The 24,948-nt window shown below is 40.3% G+C and carries 24 protein-coding genes; 12 read left to right on the top strand and 12 right to left on the bottom strand.

What is annotated here, in order from left to right; translation table 11 throughout:
- Positions 1-163: 163 nt before the first annotated feature.
- A complete protein-coding gene (locus tag AS034_RS11160; protein ID WP_058298496.1) occupies positions 164-793 on the top strand; it encodes a YitT family protein in 630 nt (209 codons plus the stop codon).
- Positions 794-811: 18 nt separating this feature from the next.
- Here AS034_RS11160 and AS034_RS11165 read toward each other — a convergent pair whose 3' ends face one another.
- Complete coding sequence (locus AS034_RS11165) at positions 812-1,585, bottom strand: MBL fold metallo-hydrolase (protein WP_058298497.1); 774 nt, start codon at positions 1,583-1,585, stop codon at positions 812-814.
- A gap of 131 nt (positions 1,586-1,716) precedes the next feature.
- The gene (locus tag AS034_RS11170) at positions 1,717-2,790 is read right to left on the bottom strand and encodes a TDT family transporter (RefSeq protein ID WP_141687704.1); all 1,074 of its coding nucleotides are present in this window, start codon (positions 2,788-2,790) and stop codon (positions 1,717-1,719) included.
- 171 nt (positions 2,791-2,961) lie between these two features.
- On the opposite strand from AS034_RS11170, the gene AS034_RS11175 reads away from it, so the two are divergent.
- The 6 genes from AS034_RS11175 to AS034_RS11200 all read left to right on the top strand — a co-directional run bounded on the left by AS034_RS11175 (position 2,962) and on the right by AS034_RS11200 (position 9,478).
- Entirely contained in the window at positions 2,962-3,255 is a 294-nt protein-coding gene (locus AS034_RS11175; RefSeq protein WP_058298499.1) for a TIGR04104 family putative zinc finger protein, read from the top strand.
- Between the two features lie 400 nt (positions 3,256-3,655).
- Entirely contained in the window at positions 3,656-4,453 is a 798-nt protein-coding gene (locus tag AS034_RS11180; protein WP_058298500.1) for an alpha/beta fold hydrolase, read from the top strand.
- A gap of 118 nt (positions 4,454-4,571) precedes the next feature.
- Positions 4,572-5,288 carry a YwaF family protein gene (locus tag AS034_RS11185; RefSeq protein ID WP_058298501.1) on the top strand — a complete coding sequence of 239 codons (717 nt, stop codon included), beginning with the start codon at positions 4,572-4,574 and terminating at the stop codon, positions 5,286-5,288.
- A 104-nt stretch (positions 5,289-5,392) separates the two neighbouring features.
- Positions 5,393-5,950: a glycerol-3-phosphate acyltransferase gene (locus AS034_RS11190; protein WP_058298502.1), complete on the top strand. Its 558-nt coding sequence runs from the start codon at positions 5,393-5,395 to the stop codon at positions 5,948-5,950.
- A gap of 63 nt (positions 5,951-6,013) precedes the next feature.
- Positions 6,014-7,627: an aminotransferase class V-fold PLP-dependent enzyme gene (locus tag AS034_RS11195; protein ID WP_032088661.1), complete on the top strand. Its 1,614-nt coding sequence runs from the start codon at positions 6,014-6,016 to the stop codon at positions 7,625-7,627.
- Entirely contained in the window at positions 7,628-9,478 is a 1,851-nt protein-coding gene (locus AS034_RS11200; protein ID WP_244888144.1) for an LTA synthase family protein, read from the top strand.
- A gap of 212 nt (positions 9,479-9,690) precedes the next feature.
- Here AS034_RS11200 and AS034_RS11205 read toward each other — a convergent pair whose 3' ends face one another.
- The 6 genes from AS034_RS11205 to AS034_RS23475 all read right to left on the bottom strand — a co-directional run bounded on the left by AS034_RS11205 (position 9,691) and on the right by AS034_RS23475 (position 14,184).
- On the bottom strand, positions 9,691-10,950 hold the full coding sequence (locus AS034_RS11205) for an ATP-binding protein (RefSeq protein WP_058298503.1): 1,260 nt from the start codon (positions 10,948-10,950) through the stop codon (positions 9,691-9,693).
- 138 nt (positions 10,951-11,088) lie between these two features.
- On the bottom strand, positions 11,089-12,096 hold the full coding sequence (locus tag AS034_RS11210; protein WP_058298504.1) for a DMT family transporter: 1,008 nt from the start codon (positions 12,094-12,096) through the stop codon (positions 11,089-11,091).
- Between the two features lie 151 nt (positions 12,097-12,247).
- Complete coding sequence (locus AS034_RS11215) at positions 12,248-12,895, bottom strand: YdcF family protein (RefSeq protein ID WP_032088659.1); 648 nt, start codon at positions 12,893-12,895, stop codon at positions 12,248-12,250.
- Positions 12,892-13,221 (bottom strand): NIPSNAP family protein, encoded by a 330-nt coding sequence (locus AS034_RS11220; RefSeq protein WP_058298505.1) that lies wholly within the window; start codon positions 13,219-13,221, stop codon positions 12,892-12,894. The genes AS034_RS11215 and AS034_RS11220 overlap by 4 nt, the downstream gene beginning before the upstream one ends.
- 154 nt (positions 13,222-13,375) lie before the next feature.
- On the bottom strand, positions 13,376-13,600 hold the full coding sequence (locus AS034_RS11225; protein WP_032088658.1) for a hypothetical protein: 225 nt from the start codon (positions 13,598-13,600) through the stop codon (positions 13,376-13,378).
- A 110-nt stretch (positions 13,601-13,710) separates the two neighbouring features.
- Positions 13,711-14,184, bottom strand: coding sequence for a DUF2062 domain-containing protein (locus AS034_RS23475; protein WP_032088657.1), 474 nt, complete (start codon positions 14,182-14,184; stop codon positions 13,711-13,713).
- Positions 14,185-14,378: 194 nt separating this feature from the next.
- Between AS034_RS23475 and pssA the strand changes: the two genes are divergently transcribed.
- On the top strand, positions 14,379-15,065 hold the full coding sequence (pssA, locus tag AS034_RS11235; protein ID WP_032088656.1) for a CDP-diacylglycerol--serine O-phosphatidyltransferase: 687 nt from the start codon (positions 14,379-14,381) through the stop codon (positions 15,063-15,065).
- A gap of 27 nt (positions 15,066-15,092) precedes the next feature.
- Here the strand turns inward: pssA and AS034_RS11240 are convergent, their stop codons facing one another.
- Positions 15,093-15,560, bottom strand: a complete 468-nt coding sequence (locus tag AS034_RS11240; protein ID WP_058298506.1) for a hypothetical protein — start codon at positions 15,558-15,560, stop codon at positions 15,093-15,095.
- Positions 15,561-15,769: 209 nt separating this feature from the next.
- On the opposite strand from AS034_RS11240, the gene AS034_RS11245 reads away from it, so the two are divergent.
- The 3 genes from AS034_RS11245 (at position 15,770) to AS034_RS11255 (ending at position 19,510) form a co-directional block, all read left to right on the top strand.
- Positions 15,770-17,269, top strand: a complete 1,500-nt coding sequence (locus tag AS034_RS11245; protein ID WP_058298507.1) for an esterase/lipase family protein — start codon at positions 15,770-15,772, stop codon at positions 17,267-17,269.
- A 301-nt stretch (positions 17,270-17,570) separates the two neighbouring features.
- Positions 17,571-18,620 carry a M14 family metallopeptidase gene (locus AS034_RS11250; RefSeq protein ID WP_058298508.1) on the top strand — a complete coding sequence of 350 codons (1,050 nt, stop codon included), beginning with the start codon at positions 17,571-17,573 and terminating at the stop codon, positions 18,618-18,620.
- 119 nt (positions 18,621-18,739) lie between these two features.
- Positions 18,740-19,510 carry an alpha/beta hydrolase gene (locus tag AS034_RS11255; protein ID WP_058298509.1) on the top strand — a complete coding sequence of 257 codons (771 nt, stop codon included), beginning with the start codon at positions 18,740-18,742 and terminating at the stop codon, positions 19,508-19,510.
- Positions 19,511-19,543: 33 nt separating this feature from the next.
- On the opposite strand, the gene AS034_RS11260 is transcribed toward AS034_RS11255, so the two are convergent.
- A complete protein-coding gene (locus tag AS034_RS11260; protein ID WP_058298510.1) occupies positions 19,544-19,960 on the bottom strand; it encodes a universal stress protein in 417 nt (138 codons plus the stop codon).
- A gap of 264 nt (positions 19,961-20,224) precedes the next feature.
- On the opposite strand from AS034_RS11260, the gene AS034_RS11265 reads away from it, so the two are divergent.
- Positions 20,225-21,706, top strand: coding sequence for a SulP family inorganic anion transporter (locus AS034_RS11265; RefSeq protein WP_058298511.1), 1,482 nt, complete (start codon positions 20,225-20,227; stop codon positions 21,704-21,706).
- Between the two features lie 46 nt (positions 21,707-21,752).
- Here the strand turns inward: AS034_RS11265 and AS034_RS11270 are convergent, their stop codons facing one another.
- Together AS034_RS11270 and AS034_RS11275 are read right to left on the bottom strand one after the other, a co-directional pair.
- On the bottom strand, positions 21,753-23,375 hold the full coding sequence (locus tag AS034_RS11270) for a M4 family metallopeptidase (RefSeq protein WP_058298512.1): 1,623 nt from the start codon (positions 23,373-23,375) through the stop codon (positions 21,753-21,755).
- Positions 23,376-23,444: 69 nt separating this feature from the next.
- The gene (locus tag AS034_RS11275; RefSeq protein WP_058298513.1) at positions 23,445-24,659 is read right to left on the bottom strand and encodes a S8 family peptidase; all 1,215 of its coding nucleotides are present in this window, start codon (positions 24,657-24,659) and stop codon (positions 23,445-23,447) included.
- Positions 24,660-24,948 lie beyond the last annotated feature (289 nt).

Below are 24,948 nucleotides of genomic sequence, written 5' to 3' on the forward strand. Positions count from 1 at the left end.
TTAGCTTTTTCAATTCAAATCTCCTGCTTAATATGAACATTGCCCTTGGAAGGATGGAGGATTTGGTCCGCAGTCATAAGCCATAAGCATATTTTCACATTGCACCGTTCCGAAAAGACTACTAAACTAGGATATAGATTGTTAATGAGCAGGAGTTTTAAGAATGAATCATTTGCTGAAGTCAGTCATACTTTTCATTGCATCAGGAATTCAAGGTACTGCAATGGCAGTCTTCCTGTTTCCTCATTTCATCCCTTCAGGGGGCGCAGCGAGCGTCAGTGTTCTACTGAATTATCTGCTTCACGTACCTTTTTCAATTACTCTCTGGGTATTGAATGCCGGTCTGTTGATTGCTGCCGTCAAATGGCTCGGGAAGTCTAATGCATTATGGACTCTATACTGTGTAACCGTTACATCCATTACTGTTAATTTAATCAGCCCTCATATGAAAGCCCCCTTATCGAATGTGATACCGGATATGGGCATCGGAGCAGTTCTATTCGGGATTGGAATCGGGATCCTCTTCAGAATGGGCGCATCATCGGGCGGAATGGATATACTTGCCCTCATCATTTCAAAACTGAGGGATAGTTCACCCGGCCGCACGCTCTTCTTCATAAATGGAAGCTTGTTATTATTGACAGGAATCGTCGTGGATCTGAAAGTCATAGTATATGCCCTCATTTGTCAATTCATAGGTACGAAAATACTTGATATCATCTATAAACTTGAATTCAGGCATAGGGTTCCTATGCTGGATTCGCAAAATGAAGGTCCGTCTTCAATGCTGTAAACATTGAGGGACGGGCCTTTAAGAGTTTTCAATGATTGAATGAATCGTGTGCATGGGGGAATTTTCAAATGCCGAGAGATACTGAAAAGCTCTATTTTTGGGCAGCAGCATTTTCCTGATTTCTAATGGTGTCAACCCTTTTTGATAGTGGGTCAGGACTTTCCCTTGAAGGTCCAGCAGATAATCCCGTTTTCTTTCGATTAACCTCCGCCCATTTAGGAGATACCCGCCGTGTGAACAGTAAATTTCCTGAAAGTTATAATTCAATGCTTTATTCAGGGAGTGTATCAATTCAGGGACGGATTCAAATGCAAAATGAGAGGTGGGTGAGTGGTATAAGTATAAGTCCCCCGAGAGGCAGATGCCTTTCTCCTCATCAATGAAAATGACATGATCAACGGAATGACCTGGAGTATGAACAATCTTAAACGTATGCTCCTTTGTATGAAACTCGCTGCTTTCAAATTCCCTTGGTTTAAAGGATTTTCGATTATACCAAAAAGCAGAACGATAAAGAGGAAGTTTGGTATTATTCATGCATTTTATCACACCTGCACGATGAATCCATTGCGGAACCTTTATATGCTTTTCAATCCAAGCGCTGTTTCCTGTATGATCCTCATGATGATGGGTATGGATGACATTCCGGATCGGGTGTTCCTTCACGATTTCCCTTACTTGTTTATGTAAACTATATGGACCCGTATCCACCAGTGTATCATCGACGATAGTGATATAAACGTGCATTTTCTGTCCTGGGATTTTCCTAACCAACTTGAATGTATTTATCAATACGTCATATCCTTTCTATTACTGACTGCATGGAAAAGGTTTGATTCCCTCTTTCAGTTGTCTTAAAGGCAAGGCTCTGTGTGCTTTTTTCCTCAACAGAGCCTGCAAAGAGAAGAATGTTCATGTGGTTTTTAAGCAATTCTGGACTTTCTTTTTTGTTCATGCGCCCTTGAGATATAACGGAATGATGTGAACCAAATTGCAGTCTGAATGAACGTTACGGAAATGACCACCCAAATGCCTGCAGCCGCCGCAAAGTTTCGTGCAGATTCTATAAATGGGCCCTGCGGTTCCATCAGCAGTGTAAAAGTGAAGTACATGGCAAAGGTGAAAATTCTGCTCCATTGGGTGACGTGGTATGTCCACATACCTTCACGAAATCCAAACAAACTCACTCGTTTTACTAAACGGGCAATTTCAATCGATTCTACAAGAATGAATATCAGCGTTGCAGCCGTCCACAAAGCTTGTACCAGTATAGAAGGCATAATTCCAGTTGAAACGGACGCAACCCCGGTAATGGAAAGAGCCCCGTGTAAAATGCAGTTTGAATTCTTCCAGTCGTGTACAATTGACCATTTATTAAATATATACCGTTTTAAGATAAACAGCAGGCATATGAAGTAAAAAAGGATGCCTGCCGTAATGAACCAAAAGTAAAAGATGGTGTCTGCTCCTTGATAAACTGAATGAACAAGAAGAACGAGAGACTGTGTACTTACGGTGGATAACAGGATGATACCGTTGACTTCTTGATCTTTATTTTTTATAAAGTATGGGATTATGATTCCAATATAGAACATCCACACAATACTATCAATAGCCAAGATCACTACAGGAACGGTTATCTGGCTGAATTGTTCGTGAATGATGATCCCGCATAACGAGCTGCTCGCAATCCAAGTGCCAATGCCAAATCGATTAAGAGGATTCAGTAAATGCAGCTCTCTGAACTTCCTATTACGGATTGAAGCCAGGATAGATATAATAAAGGACATCCATAGAGAAAGTACAATTCCACTTAGCAGCTTTCCAGTGAACCCTGTAAAGTAATCCATTCCCAGGTAATAATAGAAGACACCTTGCGTAAAAATCCCCAAAGCCATAACAATGGCCAGTGAAGAAGTCTGGATATAAATTCTTTTTTTATAAAAATAAAAAGTAAGGCCTCCTGTTAACAGGAGGATAAAATAAATTTCCGACACAATGACCACCAACATATCAATTTAGAATATAATACAATTTTATCATATACCTCCGTCTGCTGTTTTTACGATTTATGGTAAATGAACAGGTCTCATTAGTTTAGAAGATGGCTCTCGAATTTTTGTGATATGATAGTAATCAGAGAGATGTGATTCATAGGGGGAACTGTTTTGCAAAAATGTAAAGTTTGTAAAAGGAAGTTCGGCTGGAAAGAGCTGCTGATTTCTATTTGGAGTTCATATAAGCCTATTGATTGCGGGGAGTGTGGAAAGAAGCATACGATCAGTTTTGCTTCAAAGTTTTTAGTTTCTTTTTTAATCATTGTACCCGCAGTCTTTTTTGGCCTGCTCATAGCTCCGGATATGGGACTGTCCAAACCCGTAACATTCGGGATGATCGTAATGATGGCTTTCTTCATTTCACTTATACTTCCTTTCTTCGTGAAATATGAAGTGAAATCTTAATTTTAAAATATGTAAGAGGGACTGGGGAAAAAGTGTTTTAGTTAAGTAAAACCCGAACTTATTTGCACAAGACGATGCAAATAAGTTCGGGTTTTTAATTTGATCAAAGTACATTTAGATTTTAGTTGTTTTTAGCGGTTGATTGGAGTGCAAGACGAAACCTCCATTCAATCAGATAAATCATCTATAAGGCTGCCTATTCGGCGGCTTTTCTAATGGATATTTAAAAAATACTGCAATTTTATGACACTCACAGAATAGTCGAATTTACTGCATTTATAGTGTATCAATGCAATGGGGATTAAGATACAATAGTACTCATGTTGAATGAAAGATGTATTCTTTCAGTCGTTAACTGTTTTTGTAAACAAGAAATTTACAGGTTTTAAGGAGCGAATTCATGCTGGAATATAAAGTACATCAAGAAGAATTTGAGGAATATGTTATATTCCTTCATGGCATCGGAGGCAATTCGACTGTTTTTGGAAAGCAGCTCAATGAATTTAAAAAACAGTATAATGTCATAACCGTACACCTGCCTGGTCATGGCAAGTCCCCGAGTGTAAAAAGCTATGATGAAAGATTCTCAATTGAATTGAATCTCCGGGAAGTTTTAAAAGTCATGGATCACTTGAATATAGACCGTGCTCATTTTGTTGGTGTATCACTGGGATCCATCTTTATTCATGCCCTGATGCAGCGATATCCCCACCGGGTGAAAAGCGCTGTTTTAGCCGGATGCATCACACGGTTTACACCTTTTGCATCCATACTTTTAAAGTTGGGAGACGGAATAAAATCGCTTATGCCATTTTTATGGCTGTATAGAATATTTGCCTATATTATGATGCCGAAGAATAATCATGCTGTTTCACGTAAGCTTTTCATACGGGAAGCAAAAAAAATGAACAGGGAATGTTTCTTAAGTTGGTACAGATTGACCCCTTTTGTTAAATCTACTTATCAACTTGTCCAGACAAAGGCCCCGCATATTCCGAAGCTGTATATTTCGGGGAGGGAGGATCACTTATTTGTAAAAGCCCTTGAAGAAGATATTCAGGGGGATCCTTCAGCAGAGACAGTCTTTTTGGATGACTGTGGACACGTCTGCAATGTTGAAAAGCCTGCTGATTTTAATAAACATGCATTGGAATTTCTTTCGCGCCAGTCAGTATGTCAGCTGAAAAGAGTCCAATAAACCAAAAAACCATTTTACTAACGTAAGGTGGTTTTTCTATTTGTTCAATTGATAGAGTTGATGACTAAAAAAGGAAAATGAGGTTTGTAGAAAGAATATAGAAGAGAGGAGGATTAGAATGAAGGATCTGTTTAATTTCCGCTATAAAGAATTTCCATTTCAAATTTATTCTGCTTCACATATTATTGCCGTCCTTCTGATGATCATTTTCATTGTCCTATTATACAAATATAGAAACAATTTAAGCATGAACGGCAAGAAAGCGATAAGATTGATACTCATAGCAACACTTGCAGCAGGAGAATTATTTTTTCAATTTTGGTATGCGTTGAATGGGTTATGGTCTCCTGCCGTGAATCTGCCGTTTCAATTATGCTCCTTATCAATATATTTGTGTATCATCATGCTGATAACGAGAAATAAATTGATTTTTGAAGTTGCTTTTTTTGCTAGTCTCACAGGTGCATTCATTGCCATGATCACGCCAGAACTATTTTTTGGATATCCGCACATCAGATTTTTTCAGTTTTTTATCGTGCATGCAGCCATCATCCTTTCTTGTTTTTATATGAGGTGGGTTGAAGGTTTCTCGTTGACGGTTCTATCCCCGATAAAGTCATTTCTTGGGTTGAACCTGTTCGCAGCTGCAGCATATGTTCTGAATATGGCCTTTGGAGGGAATTATATGTTCCTTGCTCATAAGCCATACAATCCCAGTCCAATTGACTATTTAGGCGATTACCCATGGTACTTGTTGTCATTGGAAGCAATCTCCCTGATCCTGTTCTATCTGATGTATCTACCTATCCATCTTAATAAAAATGTAAAAAAATGAAACTTTTTCAAATTATAATCGTCTATTAATTAGGCTCTTTCTGTTTAAAGGCAGAATGGTCGATCGGTTTTGTACTATTTATTAGAAAAGTCAGGTGCAATGCGTTGGAGAATTCAATAATTGGATTTCTAGTGATCTCGGTGGTCTCCTATCTGGCCGGATCCATAACAGGGGCATTCTATATCATTAAATGGCAGACAGGCCAGGATATTAGAAAAATAGGGAGCAAAAACGTAGGTGCAACAAATGCAGGACGCATACTTGGCAAAAAAGGGTTTCTCCTAACCTTGCTCATTGATGCTGCCAAGGTGTTTATTACTTTGTTCCTGGTGAAGGAAGGACTTGCAGGGAGTGATTTTGCACTAATACTCAGTGCGGTATTCCTTTGTATCGGTCATTTATTTCCGATACAGCTCAGGTTTCACGGCGGCAAAGGTGTGGTCGTTTACCTTGCTTCTGCATTATTTTTAGTGCCTTTGACAATCGGAGCTGCCGCGGCAGTCATGGGGGCAGCTTACTTGCTGCTTCATCGTTATAAAACGGCGGGGTTTCTTACGATGACATCAATCCCCGTAGCGGCTTTTTTGATTGAAGATTCATTCATCCTGCCCAGTGGTCTTCTCTTCTTGTTCATCACAGTGATTCTGTCCCACAATAAATAGATGATTATCCCCTGAATGTTGAAAGAACAAGATTTTTTACATCACCTAAGAGGAGGTACATATATGGGTCATCAATCCTTGCTATATAAAATTGCAGACGATCCAAAAGAACTTCAACAAATCAATCAATTGAATTATCAAACCTTTGTGAATGAAATACCGCAGCATGAGGAGAATGAAGAAAAGCTGCTTGTGGATAAATTTCATGATGAAAATACATACATTATCGCGAAAAACCATGAAGAAATCGTTGGTATGATTGCGGTTCGTGCCAAGCGTCCGTTTTCTCTGGATAATAAGATCCCTAACCTGAATCAATTCATTCCTTCCGGCAGTGAACCTTGTGAAGTTCGTCTTCTTTCGGTAAAGGATGAGTATAGGAGCACAAGAGTATTTTACGGATTATGTAAAAGGCTTGTTCAACTGTGCCTTGAAGAAGGGTATGATCTTGCTTTTATCTCTGGTACAGTCCGTCAGCTTAAATTGTATAAGAGAATCGGCTTTATTCCTTTTGCTTCCCTGGTTGGGGAGGAAGATGCGCGTTTTCAGCCAATGTACATAACAAAGGCGAGTTTTGAGAAATCTACAAAGGCATTTCAAAAACTGATGGAAAACGTTACCCTCAATAATGAAAGGAGTGGAGCCCACTCTTTCCTTCCAGGCCCGGTCCCTCTTCACCCTGCGGTGAAAAGGGCATTGGGGAAGACTCCCATTTCCCACCGAAGTGAAGCTTTTTTGAAAGAAATAGAAGAAATTAAATTTAATTTATGCCGGCTGACCCAAGCCAATCATGCTGAAGTAGTGGTAGGCACCGGTACCCTCACCAATGACATGGCAGCTCAGCAGCTGAAGCGGTTTAAAGGAGATGGTTTGATACTCGCCAACGGGGAGTTTGGCTTCAGGCTGATTGATCACGCCAAAAGAAGCGGATTGTCTTTCAGAACTTTGGAAAAGCAATGGGGAGAGGATGTATCACTTAAAGAAATCGAATCCGCTATGAAAGCCTTCTCGCCTGACTGGATATGGACGGTACATTGCGAAACGTCCACCGGTTATTTATATGATTTGAAGGGGATATTGGCATTATCAAAAAAATTTCATGCAGAATTGTGTGTGGACGCTTGCAGCTCTGTAGGAGTTGTACCGGTAGATTTTAAAGAATGCTATCTTGCGACTTCAGTAAGCGGAAAGGGTTTGGGTTCTTTACCGGGACTTGGTATTATATTTCACAGGGATGCGTTAACGTCCCATCCTTCTATACCGCGATACTTGGATATCGGCTTGTATGCAGAAAATGGGAGCATCCCGTTCACTCATTCCTCCAATCTTATATCTTCGTTAAAAGAAGCAATAAGAAATATCGATTACGTTGCTAATCTCCGTTTAGCCCGTGCTGTCAGAGAAGCAATGGAAAAATGGGATGTACGCATAATGGGGAATCAGGACTATTCACCGGGGGTCATCACCATTGAATTGCCGTATGGGGTATCAAGCAGGGTGGTCGGAGACAAATGTAAGGAAAGAGGAGTACTGCTCAGCTATGAAAGTGGCTATCTCCTAAATATGAATTGGGTACAGCTCGCATTGATGGGATATCAGAATGAGGAAGAAGTAATGAAAGCAATCAATTCAATAAAGGAAATAATTGCTCCTGTAAAGGAAATAGGGTATATATAAATGTCAAAAATGAAACAAATGTATCTTAACCTAAAAAAATTCAAACTGATCGGAATCGTATTAATCCTTCTATGGATAAAAACATTGATTGTCATGCTCGCAGGCTTTAATATTACCCCGCATTCTTTAATGGATATATGCTTGCTTCTCATCAATTCAATAGGTTCTTTAATGATCGTGCTCGGCGTCAGCTTTTATTTTAGAAAAAAAATCCACGCTTTTACATTGTTTCTGATGATGGTGATTATAACAGGGATTTTATATGCAGATTTACTATATTTCCGATTTTATTCTGATTATGTAACCCTGCCGATATTGTTTCAATTTAAAAATGTCGGTGGAATCGGCCCCAGCACATTTGAATTGATGAGTCCATGGGATGTATTGCTTTTTATTGATATTCTTTGGGCTGGATGGTATCTGAAGAAAAAGAGGCGTATGCCTTCCATCAAACCAAGAGAAAAGGCGACTTATTTGTTGGCCGGCACAGCTGTTGTCATGTTGACTATATTACTTGGTTTGATTAAGAGTCCATACCTGTTCGAGGAGGTATATGACCGGGAACAAATGGTCACGGCTATCGGTCCTTTTAATTATCATCTATACGACACAGGGTACGCTTTGGGTGTGAATCTCAATCCGTTAACCGCCTCCAGGAACGACACGAGCTCTCCCCTGAAATATACAAAGTCCAAGGAAAATGAACAGACTGATTTATTTGGTATTGCAAAAGGGAAAAATGTCATTTTGATCAGTATGGAGTCGACCCAGAATTTTGTCATTAATAAGAAAATCGAAGGAGAAGAAATCACTCCCTTTCTTAATTCACTAGTGGATGAGAGCTTCTATTTCAATCAGATATATGATCAGACCGCCCAAGGGAAGACCTCAGATTCGGAGTTCATGATTGATACAGGTCTTTACCCGCTCGCAAGCGGATCTGTGTTTGTGCGTAATCCGGATAATGTATTTAAGGGGATGCCTCACATCCTGAAGGAAAGCGGGGGATATTATTCAGCCGTTTTCCACGGGAATGATGCCACCTTTTGGAATCGGAACAGAATGTATGATTCTCTTGGATACGACCGTTTCTTCTCAAAGAAAGACTATGAGGTGACGGAAGAAAACTCAGTGAATTATGGGATAAAAGATATTCCGTTTTTCGATCAGTCCGTTTCTTACCTTCAGGATCTTCCCACACCGTTCTATTCACGTTTTATAACTCTGACAAATCACTTCCCGTTTTTATTGGAAGAGAAGGATCAATTTATATCCGAAGCATCAACGAAAGTGGATGTAGTCAATCGATATGTGACGACTGTGCGGTATGAAGATGAAGCGATCAAAGAATTTTTTGGGAAATTGAAGGAAGAGGGCATTTATCAGGATTCAATCTTCGTACTTTATGGTGACCATTATGGCATTTCCGAAAAATATGAGCCTGGTGTCATGGAGCTGCTTGGTATGGAAGATACTACTCTTAATCACGTGCAGCTTCAGCAGGTTCCGCTTATTATTCATATACCCGGTACTGAAGGAAAGACCATCACATCCATAGGCGGGGAAGTTGATATCCGTCCTACCATCCTTCACTTACTGGGAATTGAATCCAGGGAAAATCTTTCATTCGGTCACAACTTGTTTACAAGGGTCAAGAACCATCCCGTCATTTTCAGGGACGGGGGATTCGTTACAGAAAAGTATATATTCAAGGACAATATGTGTTACAGAAGAAAGAACGGGGAAGCAGTTATGGATAATCAGTGTGATTCTTATAAAGAGATCGCCAGAAAAGAATTGGGGATGTCTGACGATATCATTTACGGAGATCTGCTCAGGTTTCTCGAGTAATGTCACTTAGCAAATAGTACACCCGGAAAATGTAATATTTAGTCTAAGTAAAACCCGAACAAATTTGCAGGAAATGAGGCAAATTTGTTCGGGTTTAATTCGTTCATTGTACATCTATGGGTTAGCTTATTCAGCGGAAATCATTAGAAGAGCCTACTCTGAAATGTTCGACTTTAGAGGTGGGATCTTAAGATTTGTCCCATCCTCTTCTTCTATTTACTTTTTTGATTTGCCAATGGCAGGGAGATATTTACTTTTGTCCCTCTGCCGGGTTCACTTTCGTATTCAATCATACCGTGCATCTCACGGATGATTTTATTTGTGACCATGCTGCCGAGTCCGGTACCTTTGGTCTTGGTTGTATAAAAGGGGAGCCCAATTTTATTTAGTTCCTCGTGACTCATTCCTTTTCCGTCATCCGTTATCGTTACTACGATTTTATTGGATGCAGGGATTTCCTTTGTTTCAATAATTACTTCTCCTTGACCATCTATCGCTTCAATCCCATTCTTTATGACGTTCATGATTGCCTGTTTTAAATACTGTTCATCTCCTTTGATGAAATGTTGTCCTGATGTACTGTAGAAAATCGAAACATTCGAATAAGAGGCAAAAGGTCTTAATAGTTCGACACAATCATGAAGGACTTTATCTGCATTCAGTAAGGAAAGTTCGAATTTTCCAGGTCTTGATACGTTTAGATAATCTGTGATGATCTTATTGGTACGATCCAGTTCATCAAGAATCAAAGGTGAATATTTCTTGAACTGTTTGTCATTCGTATCCTCGGCCAGGTGTTGAATGAAACCTCTTACGGTCGCCAGCGGATTTCTAATTTCGTGAGCAATGGATGCAGCCATCTGACCTGCCATATTTAACTTATCGAGGTACATCATTTCTTCAATTTGTTTATTCGTACGAATTAAATATTCAATAATAAAGACGATTGAAATAAATGTAAGATAAAAAACACCAAAGTAATTGAAATAAAATCCGGTATGTAAAAAAGGAACGAAAATGAAAATATTAATAAAATAAACAATCATATAGATGAAAAAAATGACTGTACTCGTAAAGAATGTTGAACCTGATGATAGAAACAGTTTCCGGAAAGCGAGCGCGACCAAATATGCCAGAATGGAAACAACCAAACCAGTAGACACAAAAGGACCGCCTATTATAGATCTGAAGATCAGCACGAGCAAAAGAACCAAAGAACCAGAAATCCATCCAGCGTATAGAGTGACTACCAAAATAGCAATCATTCTTAAGTCAAAATGGGTTTTACCCAGTGTCTCGATGGGATAGAGCATACATAGAAACGCTCCGAATGCACCGATGAGACCGTATGTTATTTTATGCTTTAAAAACAGCATCTGCTTTACCTTGAAAGGAAAAAATATATTAGCGTTGTATGTCAATGATAACAGAATTGTGATATTGACTAATAATGTCTTAATAAGTGTGATCAAATGTAAGCCTCCGTAAGGTAGTAACCATAATGTTATCGTAAACCTACATAAGATACCAAATCTTGTTCAATATTACAAGTAAAAAAGTACCTTTATCGCAGTCTGGAAATCAATAGGCAAGGTACTAAGGACACGAAATCACTTTTGGAAAGGCAGACTCTGACGCGTATCATCACTTCCTGCAGCTTCATTCATGCTCCTGAGTTTACCCATACCTGCCTGGTTCAAGCTGTGAAGGACCATCCCGATGACTATGACTCCAATTCCGAAGAGTGCAGAGGCTGCAGGGAGGGGGGCTGAGAAAATCAAAATCTCCCCGGCCATGACGAATAAAACCTGCGTCGATTGAGTGGCTTCGACGGAAGCAAGCTTACCATGATGATTCCGGACCATGTCGGTTGCAATGAAGAATAAAATGGTGGCAACGATACCTGAACTGATTGCTACGATAAGGGATTGGAGGACTTGGCTGGAAGATGGGAGTCCTGCATCGATAAATCCTGCAGACGCTATAAGCAGCCAGATGGGTACAGTGGCAATCGTCATGCCGAATACACGTTGAAAAGTATCCAATCTCCCATCCACTACTTCCATCATTTTTCTGTTACCAAGAGGATAACAGAATGCCGCTATAACAACTGGAATGATGCCGCTCATTATCATATTTACAGACATTCCTTCTGCATTCGGAATTTGGATGAGAATCACCCCGCACAAGATGAATAGGGAAATGAAAAGTGAACGGAATGGTATTTTTTGACGCACTTTTACTGCTCCCGAATTAGTTATGACCTCTTTCATGAATAACGGGCCAAGCAGAGTCCCGGCGACAATGGTAAGCTGCCACGTTCCTGCTACAAGCCATCCAGGGCCATAAGCTGCCGCATAAGTAATCGGTGCATAGAATAACACGAATCCGACAAAGCTCCATAGTAACCAAGGGAGGGGATTCTTCCACATTTCCGAAAGCACTTGCTTCATGTTTCTTCTTACCATTACGATCAGGACAAGAAAGGGTACCATGAACAAAAATCTCAGCGATGAGCTCCAAAGCCAGCTTCCGCCTGAAAGTTCCATAGACCTGTTTAATATAAACGTTACAGCGAAGAACATAGAAGCCATTATTCCCAACATCATTTCTTTCAACCTGATCACCTATTTCATACAGTTATTGTCTAATATATTAAACTTTAACAATAAAATAGTATACTATTTTCTGAAAATGATGATAAATTCTCATTGGCTAAATAAGGGAATAAAAATAGTCCGGTTTGTCTGCCGGACTGTGATCTTTCATTTACAATTTTTCAGTTGGAGGGATGAGGTGGCCAAGTTGACCGTAGTGGACGATCCTTTGATATTCGCCCCAGACTCTTTTCTTTCCCAGATCTGAGTTCATCCAATTGTGGCGGCTCACTGTAGTATTTTTATAGATTGTATCGAATGAAAAGGGGATGTATTCCATCGTCTCCGGAAAGTGCTTCTGCAGCGTCCTGATCTGCCGCCCGGCCGCGTGGCTTTTGCATATTACCAGCAGGGAAGTGATTTTTTTAAAATCAATAAGGTCTTTCGCATATAATACATTTTCTAATGAATTCGAAGATTGGTCTTCAAAGGTAATATTCTCTTCAGGAATCCCCGCTTTTACCAAATAAGAGATAATGATGGAAGCCTCTGTTTCTGCTGAAGCCGATCGGCCAGACCAGTCAGGGTGAGACTCTCCCGTGAGACTTCTGCCGCCCGTCACTATGACCTTTGGTGCAAGGTTCAGGTTGTACGCCTCGATTGCTTTCTCCCAATGGCCTGGATGTGTTCCCGCAAATACAAAAATTGCATCACAGGATTTAATCTTTTCAATCTTTCCGAAAGTAAGTTCTGTTATGTAATCAATTTGTTCTGGACTGAGCTGAGGCATATCAATTTCTTTCTGAATGATCGGTTTCATTGTCTTCCTCCTAAAAAATGATAGTTTCCGGTCATATACCAGAATTCCTGGGAAGTGGATAGATATAATGAGCCAAGTTCCGATTTTCTGTTTTGTGCTTGTTTATGCAATTTTGTTTTTTTGATCTTTTTTTCGATATTGATGTATTGAAGCTTATCTTTATATTCCCATATTGCCGTAATTTGCGTTTTGTCTTCATTGATCCATCTTCCAATGAGTTTTGCGCCGAAACGAAGTTGATTGGGAAGCAAAAATTCGTGGAAAAATGAATTGAATGTTTCTAAAACATCAGGTTTGATGCAATATGTTCGTACTCGATATACCATAATATTCCTCCTTTTCTTTATTGTACGTGTTTGTTCACGTTTGTTCAAGTATTATTTCATTTTTTCTCCTGTTTTTGCGTTGTATCTATAGGTGAAATTGATTTAAATACAAAAAAATAAACCCGCTGATTTCAGCAGGTTTATTAATACTAGCTTATAATACTTTACTATCCTTCTCAGGTTCGTTAAGTGTCATTTGCTTGAGTTCCAGTTTCATTTTTTCGGTTTCAATTACAAAATTTTCATGCTTCAATTGCTCCAGTTTTAATTGATCTTCAATCATCTTTTGTTTAGTCCTTGACTGTTTTTGAATATGGTCTGTGAAAATTGCAATGATAGGTATGGAGAAAATCATGATAACTGCTATCGTCCCAGTCATTTTTTTGCCTCCTTGTTACATTGGAATCTCGTTCATAAATCATACTTAATAGTAAAATTATAACAAAAACAGAGGGACTAGTACAGACTGCAGCAAAATTAAAGTATGGATCAAACATTCCATTTTTTATGGACGAATGTCAATAGACTGTGCCGGTGTCTGGAGATAAGTGCATGTACAACTTTATAAACGATCACTCCAAAAAAAATGACATTGACCACCATGCCAATAATAAATGCCTTACCAATTTCAACTGCAGAATGATGGACTGAGTATACGGCATTAGTAACTGTATTTGCATGGGTGACTTCCACAGGGATTAACAGGTTCCCGACAAGATAATTAATATAAAAGCACAAGGGGAATGCCCAGATCAGAAAAACACCCCCGACTAATCCTGCGTACGCGTTTCCTTTGAATATTTTAGCGATTAATGTTGATAATACGGGACCGATTCCAAACGAAGGCACAAAATTGACCATTAATCCCAAGGTGAAGCCAAGGGATATTTTATGTGAGTTATCTTTTATTCTTAATAGCTTCAGAGTCAGACACTTTAAAGTTCTGGCATATTTTTTAAACATGTTTCACCAACTATATACATAATCTACTGAGAATCTTATTATGAATGAGTGTAAATGTAAACGTTTTTTTATTGGATGTACTTTATCATATGAAAAAGCACGTACATTTGGGAACGAATTTTATATATATTCCTTCATCATCGTCAAAAAAATGGTATTCTATAAGTATGTTTAGCACAGACTGGAGAAGACAAATGAAATTGACAAAGAAAATACCTAATGCCTTGACACTTGGAAACTTATACTGCGGATTCTTATCAATCGGCTTTGCTGCAAATGGGCAATTCAAGAATGCTGCAGTACTGATCATTATTGGAATGATGCTGGACAGTATGGATGGCAGATTAGCCAGGATGCTCGATGCTGACAGCACCCTTGGAAAGGAACTGGACTCACTCGCGGATATCGTTACTTTCGGTGTAGCGCCGTCTTTCCTTGTTTACTATACTTCGTTTTACCAATTCGGCCTGCTGGGATTTTTTGTTGCAGGTCTGCTGCCCTTGTTCGGAGCTTATCGTTTGGCGCGCTTCAATACCAGTCCGCCCAAGTCATCCCTGCATTATTTTATCGGGGTGCCGATTACAGCAGCTGGCGGAATTTTGGCCATTCTGACCTTATTCGGAGACCGTATCCCTAATATAGTGACATCTGTCATTTTTACGGCGATGTGTTTTCTGATGGTAAGCAGGATCCGAATCCCAAGTTTCAAAGAAATACCGCTTCCGAAATACGGGACAATCGTTACAGTATTCATTGGCGCACTATTGTATGTCATATATAAAGGTACATATGAACAATTCCCTTACTTGATTTATATTGCTGCTCCACTTTATTTCGCTTACTTGGCGTGGCGTTTCATTAAAAGGGGGAAAAACGAGTGAAAAACGTTGGACATTCCAACGTTTTTTTTATTGCCCTTCATCAACAAATATTTTTTCCTGCCATTTATGGTAGAAATAAATGATGAATGAAATACCGAAAATCACCAGGAGATACTGCCATGGTGTTATGTTTTTATAGTTTGCTATCCCCATGACGTCCAGCAGGGGAAGAGCTGCGTAACACATGAATGCATCCATGATGAAATTGGTCGCTATAAATTTTGGGAAACTGTGATATGTGAATCGGAAGATCCAAAACGTCCCTACTGCAAATACGCCATAGGCAAAGCTCACATCAATCATATACCCCCATGGAACGATGTATTCATGAATCACCCACCAATCATAGGTATAGGCGATTTGAAAGACAATGGTCATTAGTAAACAAGTAAAAATGGTGACAGGCATAAATCTCCTGATCGTATCAGGTTTGGCAAAGAAAAGGGTCAACCAGGGTAAAAGAAACCCGATAAAAAGAATGATCCTCATTGTCATAAAAAAACTCCTATTCCATTTGATACTATTTATTCTTGCGTTTGAAGTGAAGAGTATACATGAAAAATGTTACACAAATACGTATAGTGAAAAACAGATGAACGAATGGGACATAGTTCATTTCTATCAAGTTTAGATGCCCCGTAATATGAAAAGCTGTCCGTCGATATAATTTACAGGTTTCATAATTATGGAAATGAGGAGATATTATGGTAAAGAAACTGGGATTTCTTATTGTTGCTCTTGTATTTATGTTTCCAACTTTAAGTATGGCCGGGGATTTCGGAAAAGATGATCCCTCAGGTGTTCCCGGTCAGTGGTATGTGGGTACGACTCCTTCATACTCTTCACCGTCTAAGTATCCGGTATTATTCGTTCACGGGTTGAATTCTTCCTCCAATACATGGTGGGATGAAAATGATATGTATAATACTGCCTATCAGAATGGTTATGAAACAGCCTTTATCGATCTTTATCCAACGAAAACAATGTGGGACAATGGAGCACTTCTGGCGGGGAAAATACGCGATATCTATCAATATTTCGGAGAAAAAGTTGTCATTGTGGCCCATAGTAAAGGCGGTGTAGATACGCAATCTGCCCTTGTTCATTACGGTGCTTATCCATATGTTGCACGTGTAATCACACTATCTTCACCGCATAATGGCTCAGAGCTCGCCGACCTCGCATACAGCAGCTGGGCTGGGTGGCTTGCAGGGATTCTCGGAAGTAAAAATGATGCAACATACTCTCTCCAAACAGGGTATATGAACTACTTCCGGGAACTAACGGATACCCATATTAATGTTGGCAGAGTACCTTTTTATACTGTCGCAGGCACTAAGTGGGGGAGTTTTGGCAGTTCACTTTACTGGGGAGGACTGTACCTCAGCTCATATGGAAGTAATGATGGTGCGGTGACCGTGAACAGTTCACGTCTGCCTTATGCATCCCATCTGGGAACCGGTTCATGGAACCATTCACAAATAAAAGAAGGTTCCGCTACATTCAATTTATTTAATGGCTACTTAAATGAAAGCATACCTTCAGGTGCTGATTTAGACGCAGTACAAAAATTGAAAGTTACTGAAAAGGAGACGGCTTCTTCATACATCAGGGGAGGAGAATATACTGGATCTAAACAAGAACCCATAACAGTAGAAGACGGTACAAATTCAATAACGATCGACTGGATCAGCAATCACAAAGATTCGATCCTGACTCTGGAAGACCCTGATGGGGATGACACATATTTTTCAAAATCAACATCAACATCAGAAGCAGATGGTGTTTTTGAAGGCGGTTATCACCACAGTCTAACGATTCCATTTCCTAAAGCAGGCGAGTGGAAAGTACATGCCCGATCCCCCAAAAAAGAGGCTTATTTAATGAACGTCATATACGATAGTGAATTTAATGACTCAGTGGATGTCCAAATAAGCTCAAATTCAATAAAATTGAAAGGAAAAAACAGTAAAGTCAAGTTCAAAATCGAAATTTCAATTGAATACTATAAAAATGGGAAACTGAAAAAAAGCAAACTAAAAATGAAAGATCAAACATTCAAACTACCTGAGCTTGGAGAAGGGGTATACAATCTAACAGTAGATGTAAATGGCCACAAAAATAATGAGAAATTTAAGAGGACAATTCTAACATCCATATATGTCGATGAAAAAGGGCAAATGTATTCTCAATACCAATACTAATTAACCCGAATCAATTTGAATCACGAGATTCAAATTGATTCGGGTTTTACTTTTAACCTGAAACAGTTCTCCCCCAGTTCAACAAGATCCCCACGTTAAAAAACGGCCCGCTTATCAAGTCCATTGGTCCCTGGCACAACGAATCAGTTTGAGGTAATTTTCTACATCATTTTTAGTCAATATTCACCATTCGGACTTACGTAACCAGGTTCATTTGTTTCATCTTTCCGGATAGTAAAGGGTTTCATACTCTATGAATCAAATATGTTAAAAGATCGATAAAATAAAAAGGGGGAAAACAATGAATAAGAAATGGATTAAATGTACAGTATCTGGTTTATTAATCGCTTCCGGAATCTCAATGACAGTACCTACTTCTCCTGTTTCGGCAGATGGACCCTTCTATAATGGTAATGAAACCATCAAGAATGAACGTCTGCACAGTTATGAAGAAATGGTAAAGCTGCTTGAACGTCTTGATGCTAAGTCAGAAGCCCTTTCACTGGAAGTTTACGGTCAATCCGTAAAAGGCAGGGACTTATATCTGGCGAAGTTCGGAAATAACGAGAGTAACCCCACGGTATTATACTTGACCCAGCAGCATGGCAATGAAACTTTAACAACCGAAGGTGCCCTTAAATTCATTCAACACCTCACTTCCAATTCCAAGGAAGTAAAAGAAATGTTGGAGAATGTAAACATCCTGGTTGCTCCCCGTTTAAATGTGGATGGGGCCGAGGGTGACGTTAACTTTTCTTTAGACGATTATGTCTCAGGTACGCATACTCGATATAATGCAAATGAAGTGGACCTGAACCGTGATCACGTAGCTCGCCAACAGCCTGAGACACGCGCGCTGCATGAAAATGTCCTGCAAAAATATTCACCAGATTATATGATTGACCTCCATCACCAAGGAGCAGAGACCACTTTAGGGGATACTGATGAACTGGTATCCGGATCTATTTTATACCCAACAAATGAAGAAGTAGACCCTGAAGTCGTTAGAAAATCCAAGCAGCTCGGGGCAGTATTATATGATACTGTCGAAAGCAGAGGTTTTGGCACGCTATCTAAATATATTGGCGGTTCTGCCCAGACCATTTCAAGAAATGGTCTGGCAGTCGAGTACGGAATTGCAACCCTGCTTTTTGAAATGAGGGGAATGGCAGATCATTACAGGGATGATTATGTACTTGGTCAGAAGAGTAATGGATATTTGATCAAACAAGCAGTCATCGGAATGGAGGCCACAGCTAAAGCCATTGCAGATGGTTCCATTAATGAAGCAGATACTTCTTTCTGGGATACTTTGCCTGAAAGTTCCTATAATCACAGTGAACATGAATAAAAGAAAAAAGAGCGGCACCGTGGGGCCGCTCTCTTTTCTTTTATCAGTTACATATTATCAAAAATGTTTAGATCGTACATGGTAAACTATTCGTATGTTCAGTAGAAGGAGGTTAAAGAATGTACGAGAATTTTGAAGTGCAAATCACACCTCTTAAGAGAAAAAGACAGATACGCATATACCTGCCCAATACATACGGGGAAGACGTGACAAGACGCTATCCGGTGTTATATATGCATGACGGACAGAACCTATATAAGGATGCAGATGCGGGGTATGGAATGTCCTGGAGAATAGGGGATTATCTTGACCAAAGTGATTTGGAGCTGATTGTAGTTGGAATCGACTGTAATGAAGGATTAAAGAGGTTAGATGAGTATGGACCATGGAAAAGTAATGAAATGAGCGATGTCTTCTCTGCTGATCGGCAGTCAATCGGGGGGAAAGGAAAAGAGTATGTCGAATTTATCGTTCATGAATTAAAGCCTATGATCGATGAAATGTATCGTACCTTTCCGGGAGAAACAAGTATGGCAGGCAGTTCGATGGGCGGACTTATTTCTACATATGCAGCTTGCGTGCATCCCAATATTTTTAAAAGGGTGGCTTCCATCTCATCTGCATATTGGTTCAATCAGAAGGAGATTGAAGCACTGATAAAAGAGAGTGACTTATCAAATATTGAACGGTTTTATATGGATATCGGAACAAAAGAAAATACTGAGAGCATTGATGATCTAACATACATAAATTCAAGCAGTGATATTTATCAATTACTTCTTGATAAAGTGCAGGATTGTAGATTTGATATTGTAGAAGGTGCTGCCCATAACGAGGTGGCATGGAGAGAACGGGTTCCGGTGATTTTTGATTATTTATACAAAGGATGAAAACAGCTTGAGGGCCCCCCCTCAAGCTGTTTTCTATTTTACAATCATGACGGGACATTTTGCCTGTTTAGCTACTTTATGGCTGACGCTTCCCAAGACCATTTCCTGAAAAGTATTGAGGCCGCGGCTTCCGATAACGAGCGCATCATAAGTATCCTTGTTTGCAAATTCAACTATTGTAGGACCGGGTTCTCCGTGTAAAATGATCGTTTCGTATTTTACTTCAGCATGTTTCGCTTTTTGTTCAATTAATTGAAGTTTATATTTTCTTTTGTCTGAGGCATCTCTCCCCCAGTGCTTAAGAACATCATCTTTTGATTGCTTGGCATCAATCACATATACAATATCAATTTCTGCACCGGGTAGTAATGAAGCAAGTGCAATTGCTTTATCAGCGGCCCTGATTGAATGCTCAGAACCGTCGGTGGCAAGCAATATTTTTTTGAACATAGAACCTCCCCTTGATGAACCAAACTTTCTGAATATATTCTATTTTACACCTTTTTTTATATAAAAAAATGTATCTTTTTTTACATTTTTAAAAAATGAAGAAAACAAGAGAAAAACGTAAAAATTACGAGATAATCATTTGTGGTTTCGCTTACATCGTCGGTTCACAAATGGATATATCCATTATATAATGTGCCTTGTGTAAAACGGCCCCGACTTTCATGAGAGTTGAAAGTCACGACAAAAAATCAAAAGAGGTGTATTATGAATTTATCTTCAAAAATTAAATATGAATGGTTTGGAAACATCCGCGGAGACATCCTTGCAGGGATGGTCGTAGCGATGGCATTGATCCCTGAAGCGATTGCATTTTCGATCATCGCCGGTGTCGATCCGATGGTTGGATTGTACGCCTCATTCTGTATTGCAGTTGTCATTGCGTTTGTAGGCGGACGTCCAGGAATGATTTCTGCAGCGACGGGAGCGACAGCATTATTGATGACAACCTTGGTGGCTGAGCATGGATTGAAATATCTGCTTGCTGCTACAATCCTGACAGGGGTGATTCAAATTCTCATGGGGGTCCTTAAACTAGGCCGCTTAATGAAATTTGTTCCACGTTCTGTCATGATTGGATTCGTTAACGCGTTGGCAATCCTGATTTTCACAGCACAGTTGCCGCATTTTGCAGGAGAAGAATGGATTATGTACGCCATGGTGGGTGCTGCTCTTGCCATTATTTATATACTGCCGCGTTTTACGAAAGCAGTTCCTTCCCCGCTTGTTGCAATCATTGCGGTGACGATTTTTTCTGTTTTGGCAGGCACGGGAGTAAGGACAGTGGGGGATATGGGTGAATTGACACAAACACTGCCTGTATTCTTGATTCCGGATATTCCATTTACCTTCGAGACGCTTCAAATTATCTTCCCTTATTCATTATCGATTGCAATTGTAGGTCTGGTTGAGTCTTTACTGACTGCTTCAATTGTAGATGATATGACGGACACTTCTAGTGATAAGAATAAAGAAGCGAAGGGACAGGGTATGGCCAATATCGTATCAGGTTTCTTCGGCGGTATGGCAGGCTGTGCCATGATCGGACAATCAGTAATCAATGTTAAATCCGGCGGCCGGGGCAGACTATCTGCTTTTGTGGCAGGGACATTCTTGATGATCCTGATTCTCCTTCTGAATGATTTCCTCGTGCAGATTCCGATGGCAGCGCTGGTAGGGGTCATGATCATGGTATCGATTGGAACATTTGATTGGGGATCTGTCATGAATCTTCACAAAACGCCAATCACAGATACAATTGTCATGCTTGCTACTGTCATTACAGTATTATTCACGCATGATTTATCAAAAGGAGTACTGGTAGGAATCATTTTAAGTGCTATATTCTTTGCTTCTAAGATTTCAAAAGTGGAGATTACATCTATGGCATCTGAACAAACCCATAAGAAAGTATACCGGGTGTCAGGACAACTATTCTTTGCATCCGTGACAGATTTTGTTGAAAGCTTCGATTTTACTGAAGATGTGAAGGAAGTGACTTTAGATCTGACAAATGCACATCTTTGGGATGATTCAGCTGTGGGTGCAGTTGATAAAATCGTGTTAAAATACCACCAGAATGGTGTTAAGGTCAACTTGGCAGGGCTTAATTCAGAAAGTAATAAATTGATGGATAAACTGGCAGTTCATAATAAGCCAGGTGGTCTTGAAAAGGTTGTAAATCATTAATAACAGAAAACCAGCAGAGAAGAATCTCTGCTGGTATTTTTTATATTTAATAGATTCCGACTGCATCAAAGGAAAGGTTCACTGCATTCACCTCTGCCGAACCGCTTCCATAGAGGTCCGATGCCGCCTGTACAGCTGCCGCCCTTGCCTGAGTGAAAGTAGAGGAAGAAGTGAGGTATACAGTATTCATGCGATAATAGATGTCACCAAGCTTCTCTCGTCCGATGCCCGGTACGGTTACACCGTAGAACGTACCGCCTTCGCTTAATAGATAAGCTTGCTTGTTGATGATCCCAGAGTTGATGTGAACGCCGCCGTTATCCTGAGTTCCGGTGTAACGGACGGAGTAATGGTCAGGGTCACCGTATTTGCTCGGATCGCTCATGGATCTGAGGGCATCCCCGCTTGTATCTGGAGTGTAAATATCTTCACCGATTTCGTAATCAGGATCTTCACCTTTTTCAAATTCCACAAGGGTTCCAAAGATATCCGAAATCGCTTCGTTTAAAGCACCAGACTCGTTTTGATAGACCAAGTCGGAAGAATAATCTGTAACGGCATGAGTCAACTCATGGGCGACGACGTCGATCCCGCCTGAAAGCGGTGCGAAAGTGCTGCCGTCCCCGTCCCCGTATACCATTTGAGAACCATTCCAGAATGCATTATTGTAGCCACTGCTGTAATGCACGGAAGATACCAGTTGAGCTCCATTATCATCGTAGGAATCACGATTGTAATTTTCTTTATAATAATCGTAAGTTTGCCCGGCGAAAAAATGTGCATCAACCGCTGCTGCATCATAAGAGTCGTTGTATACATTATCACTGTCACTCCATAATGAACCAGGGAGGAAGAATTGAGGGAAGAAAGTCATATTATCCATATCGTATGTGTATATTCCGCCGCCGCGGGTGTTGTCCTGAAGATAATAAGTGCTTCCGGCCAGCGTAGTATTAAGATTCCTTGTGTTTCCAAGTACGCCTGTACCGGTCCCTGTTGCATTCGTACCGCTCACTTCGTGCATATCATTATATTTGTTGAGGATTTCCCCTGTATTGGCATCAATGAAATAGTTCCAGTTCCCCGGCTCTGGCTGGAGGAAATTCAAGTTAATGAAGTATGCGAACTTGGCAGAATCTTCTTCTGTATAAACAACCAGTTCAGGAGTTGCTTCTTTTTCAAGTTTGGGTTCGATGTTCAAATCCTTTTTAGCGATTTTCAGGGCTTTAGTGGAGTTTATTTTTTTTGCTGCCTTCAAGTTCTTCTTATCCAGGTTGGCTGCCACAGCCCCGGAGAATGCTTTGATGACTCCTCTTTCATCTACAAGAGCCGATTGGGTTGAGCCCCAAACGGGTACACCTTTGAACATCTGTTGAAAGCGGACGACAGTATTGCCGAGCCCGTCCTTTTTAACAGATAATACTTTGAATTGTTCTTTCGCACCTTTATCAGTCAACTTGAACGTTTGTTTGTTATTATTCAGGTAAGAAAGTACGATGTCTTCCGCCTTTCCCTTGGACGGAGCGTTCAGTGAACCTGATACAAACTCGGGTGTCCCTGACTTAGCATTCCATTGCACCGATGCCTGCGGAGCGGCAGAAGCACTCCCTGCAGCGAATAACCCCGTCAATAAACCTACTGATAAACCAACACCTGCTAATTTCCTCATTTGTTCTCCTCCTGTTTTTAAAACAAGCTCCCTCCGGGCCGGAGAGGCACGGGGGAGCTTGTTGATAGATTAATATCTTACAGCATCATATGAGTTGATGCGCCCATGTTCAAAATAAGATCCTGTGCCGCTGATCGGATCGGCAGTCTGCTCGATTGCCTGACGGATCTGTACGTTGCTGCGTCCTTGTGAAGCAAGCAATCCGGCAAGTCCTGCCACGTGCGGGGAAGCCATTGATGTACCGGACATATATGCGTAACCATTATTAGGTACGGTTGAAGCAATGTCTACACCCGGTGCAGTGACGTCCACCCAAGTCCCATAATTAGAGAAAGATGCTTTTCGGTCATAGCTGTCAACTGCACCAACGGCGATGACATTAGCATAGGATGCAGGCTCAAATGTAGTCGAAACTCCATCGTTCCCTGCAGCCGCTACTATGACACTTCCTTTATTCCATGCATAATTGACGGCGCTTTCCAAAGTCGGAGTTGAACAATCGCAGCCTAATGACATGTTGATTACTTCTGCGCCCTGGTCTGCAGCGTAACGGATACCATCGGCGATGTCCGCTAAAGAACCACTTCCATTTGCATCGAGTACTCGGACTGCCAGGATTTTAGTATTTGGCGACATTCCTGCGACACCAGTTCCGTTATTTGTTTCTGCAGCAGCCGTGCCTGCTACGTGAGTACCATGTCCATTTAAGTCCATCGGGTAATAATCGTTATCAACAAAATCATATCCGCGTATTGTTTTCCCATCGAGGTCAGGGTGATTGTAATCAACACCAGTATCAAGTACTGCAATTTCCTGACCGCTGCTGCCGCGGGTATAATCCCATGCATAATTGGTGTAAGTATTTTGAGGTCCGTATTGATAGCCTTGGTAATAGGTGTCATTTGGTGTCCATGTTGCAGCTAATTTATAGTTAGGCTCGGCATATTCGACGTTTGGATTATTATTCAGAGCTTTGACAACTGCTTCTACATTGCCGACTTTAAGGACTTTAAAAGGTGATTCAACTGCATCTTTGTCCTCCACCTCAGAGGCTTTCATACTTTTAAGTACATTGACTTTGGTCGATTTCGATGCAGAATCTTTAAATTTAACAATTACTTCACCCTTGACATATTCACTTTTATCAAGACTTTTATTTACGATGGTATTTTTTGAAGCGAGATCCAAAGAGGTAGAATCCTTCGCAAATGCACTTCCTCCGAAACTAGGGAAGATGGCGAGGGATGCAGCTAATGATAATGCAGCAATCTTTTTGAATTTCATGCACGTATTCCTCCATTTTCTTTTTTTTAGAGTAAGACAGTTCCATAACGACAAATTGATTTAATCGTAATTCCTTACCGTTTCCCCCTTTCAATCAATCTGGAGATGCTTGTTAAGACAGTCTTGTATGTATTGCATCCCGCTAAATAGGATTCTAGCAAACTATCTGAAAATACAGAATACCATCTGGGTGGAAGTGAATGGAAATAAATAGAAAATAATATTTTAAAATGTAATTTCATGCTGGTTTTTAAGAAAAGTTTCCTGAAACACCTTATCATCAGCCCAT

Source organism: [Bacillus] enclensis, from assembly GCF_001456935.1.
Lineage (GTDB): Bacteria > Bacillota > Bacilli > Bacillales > Bacillaceae_B > Rossellomorea > Rossellomorea enclensis.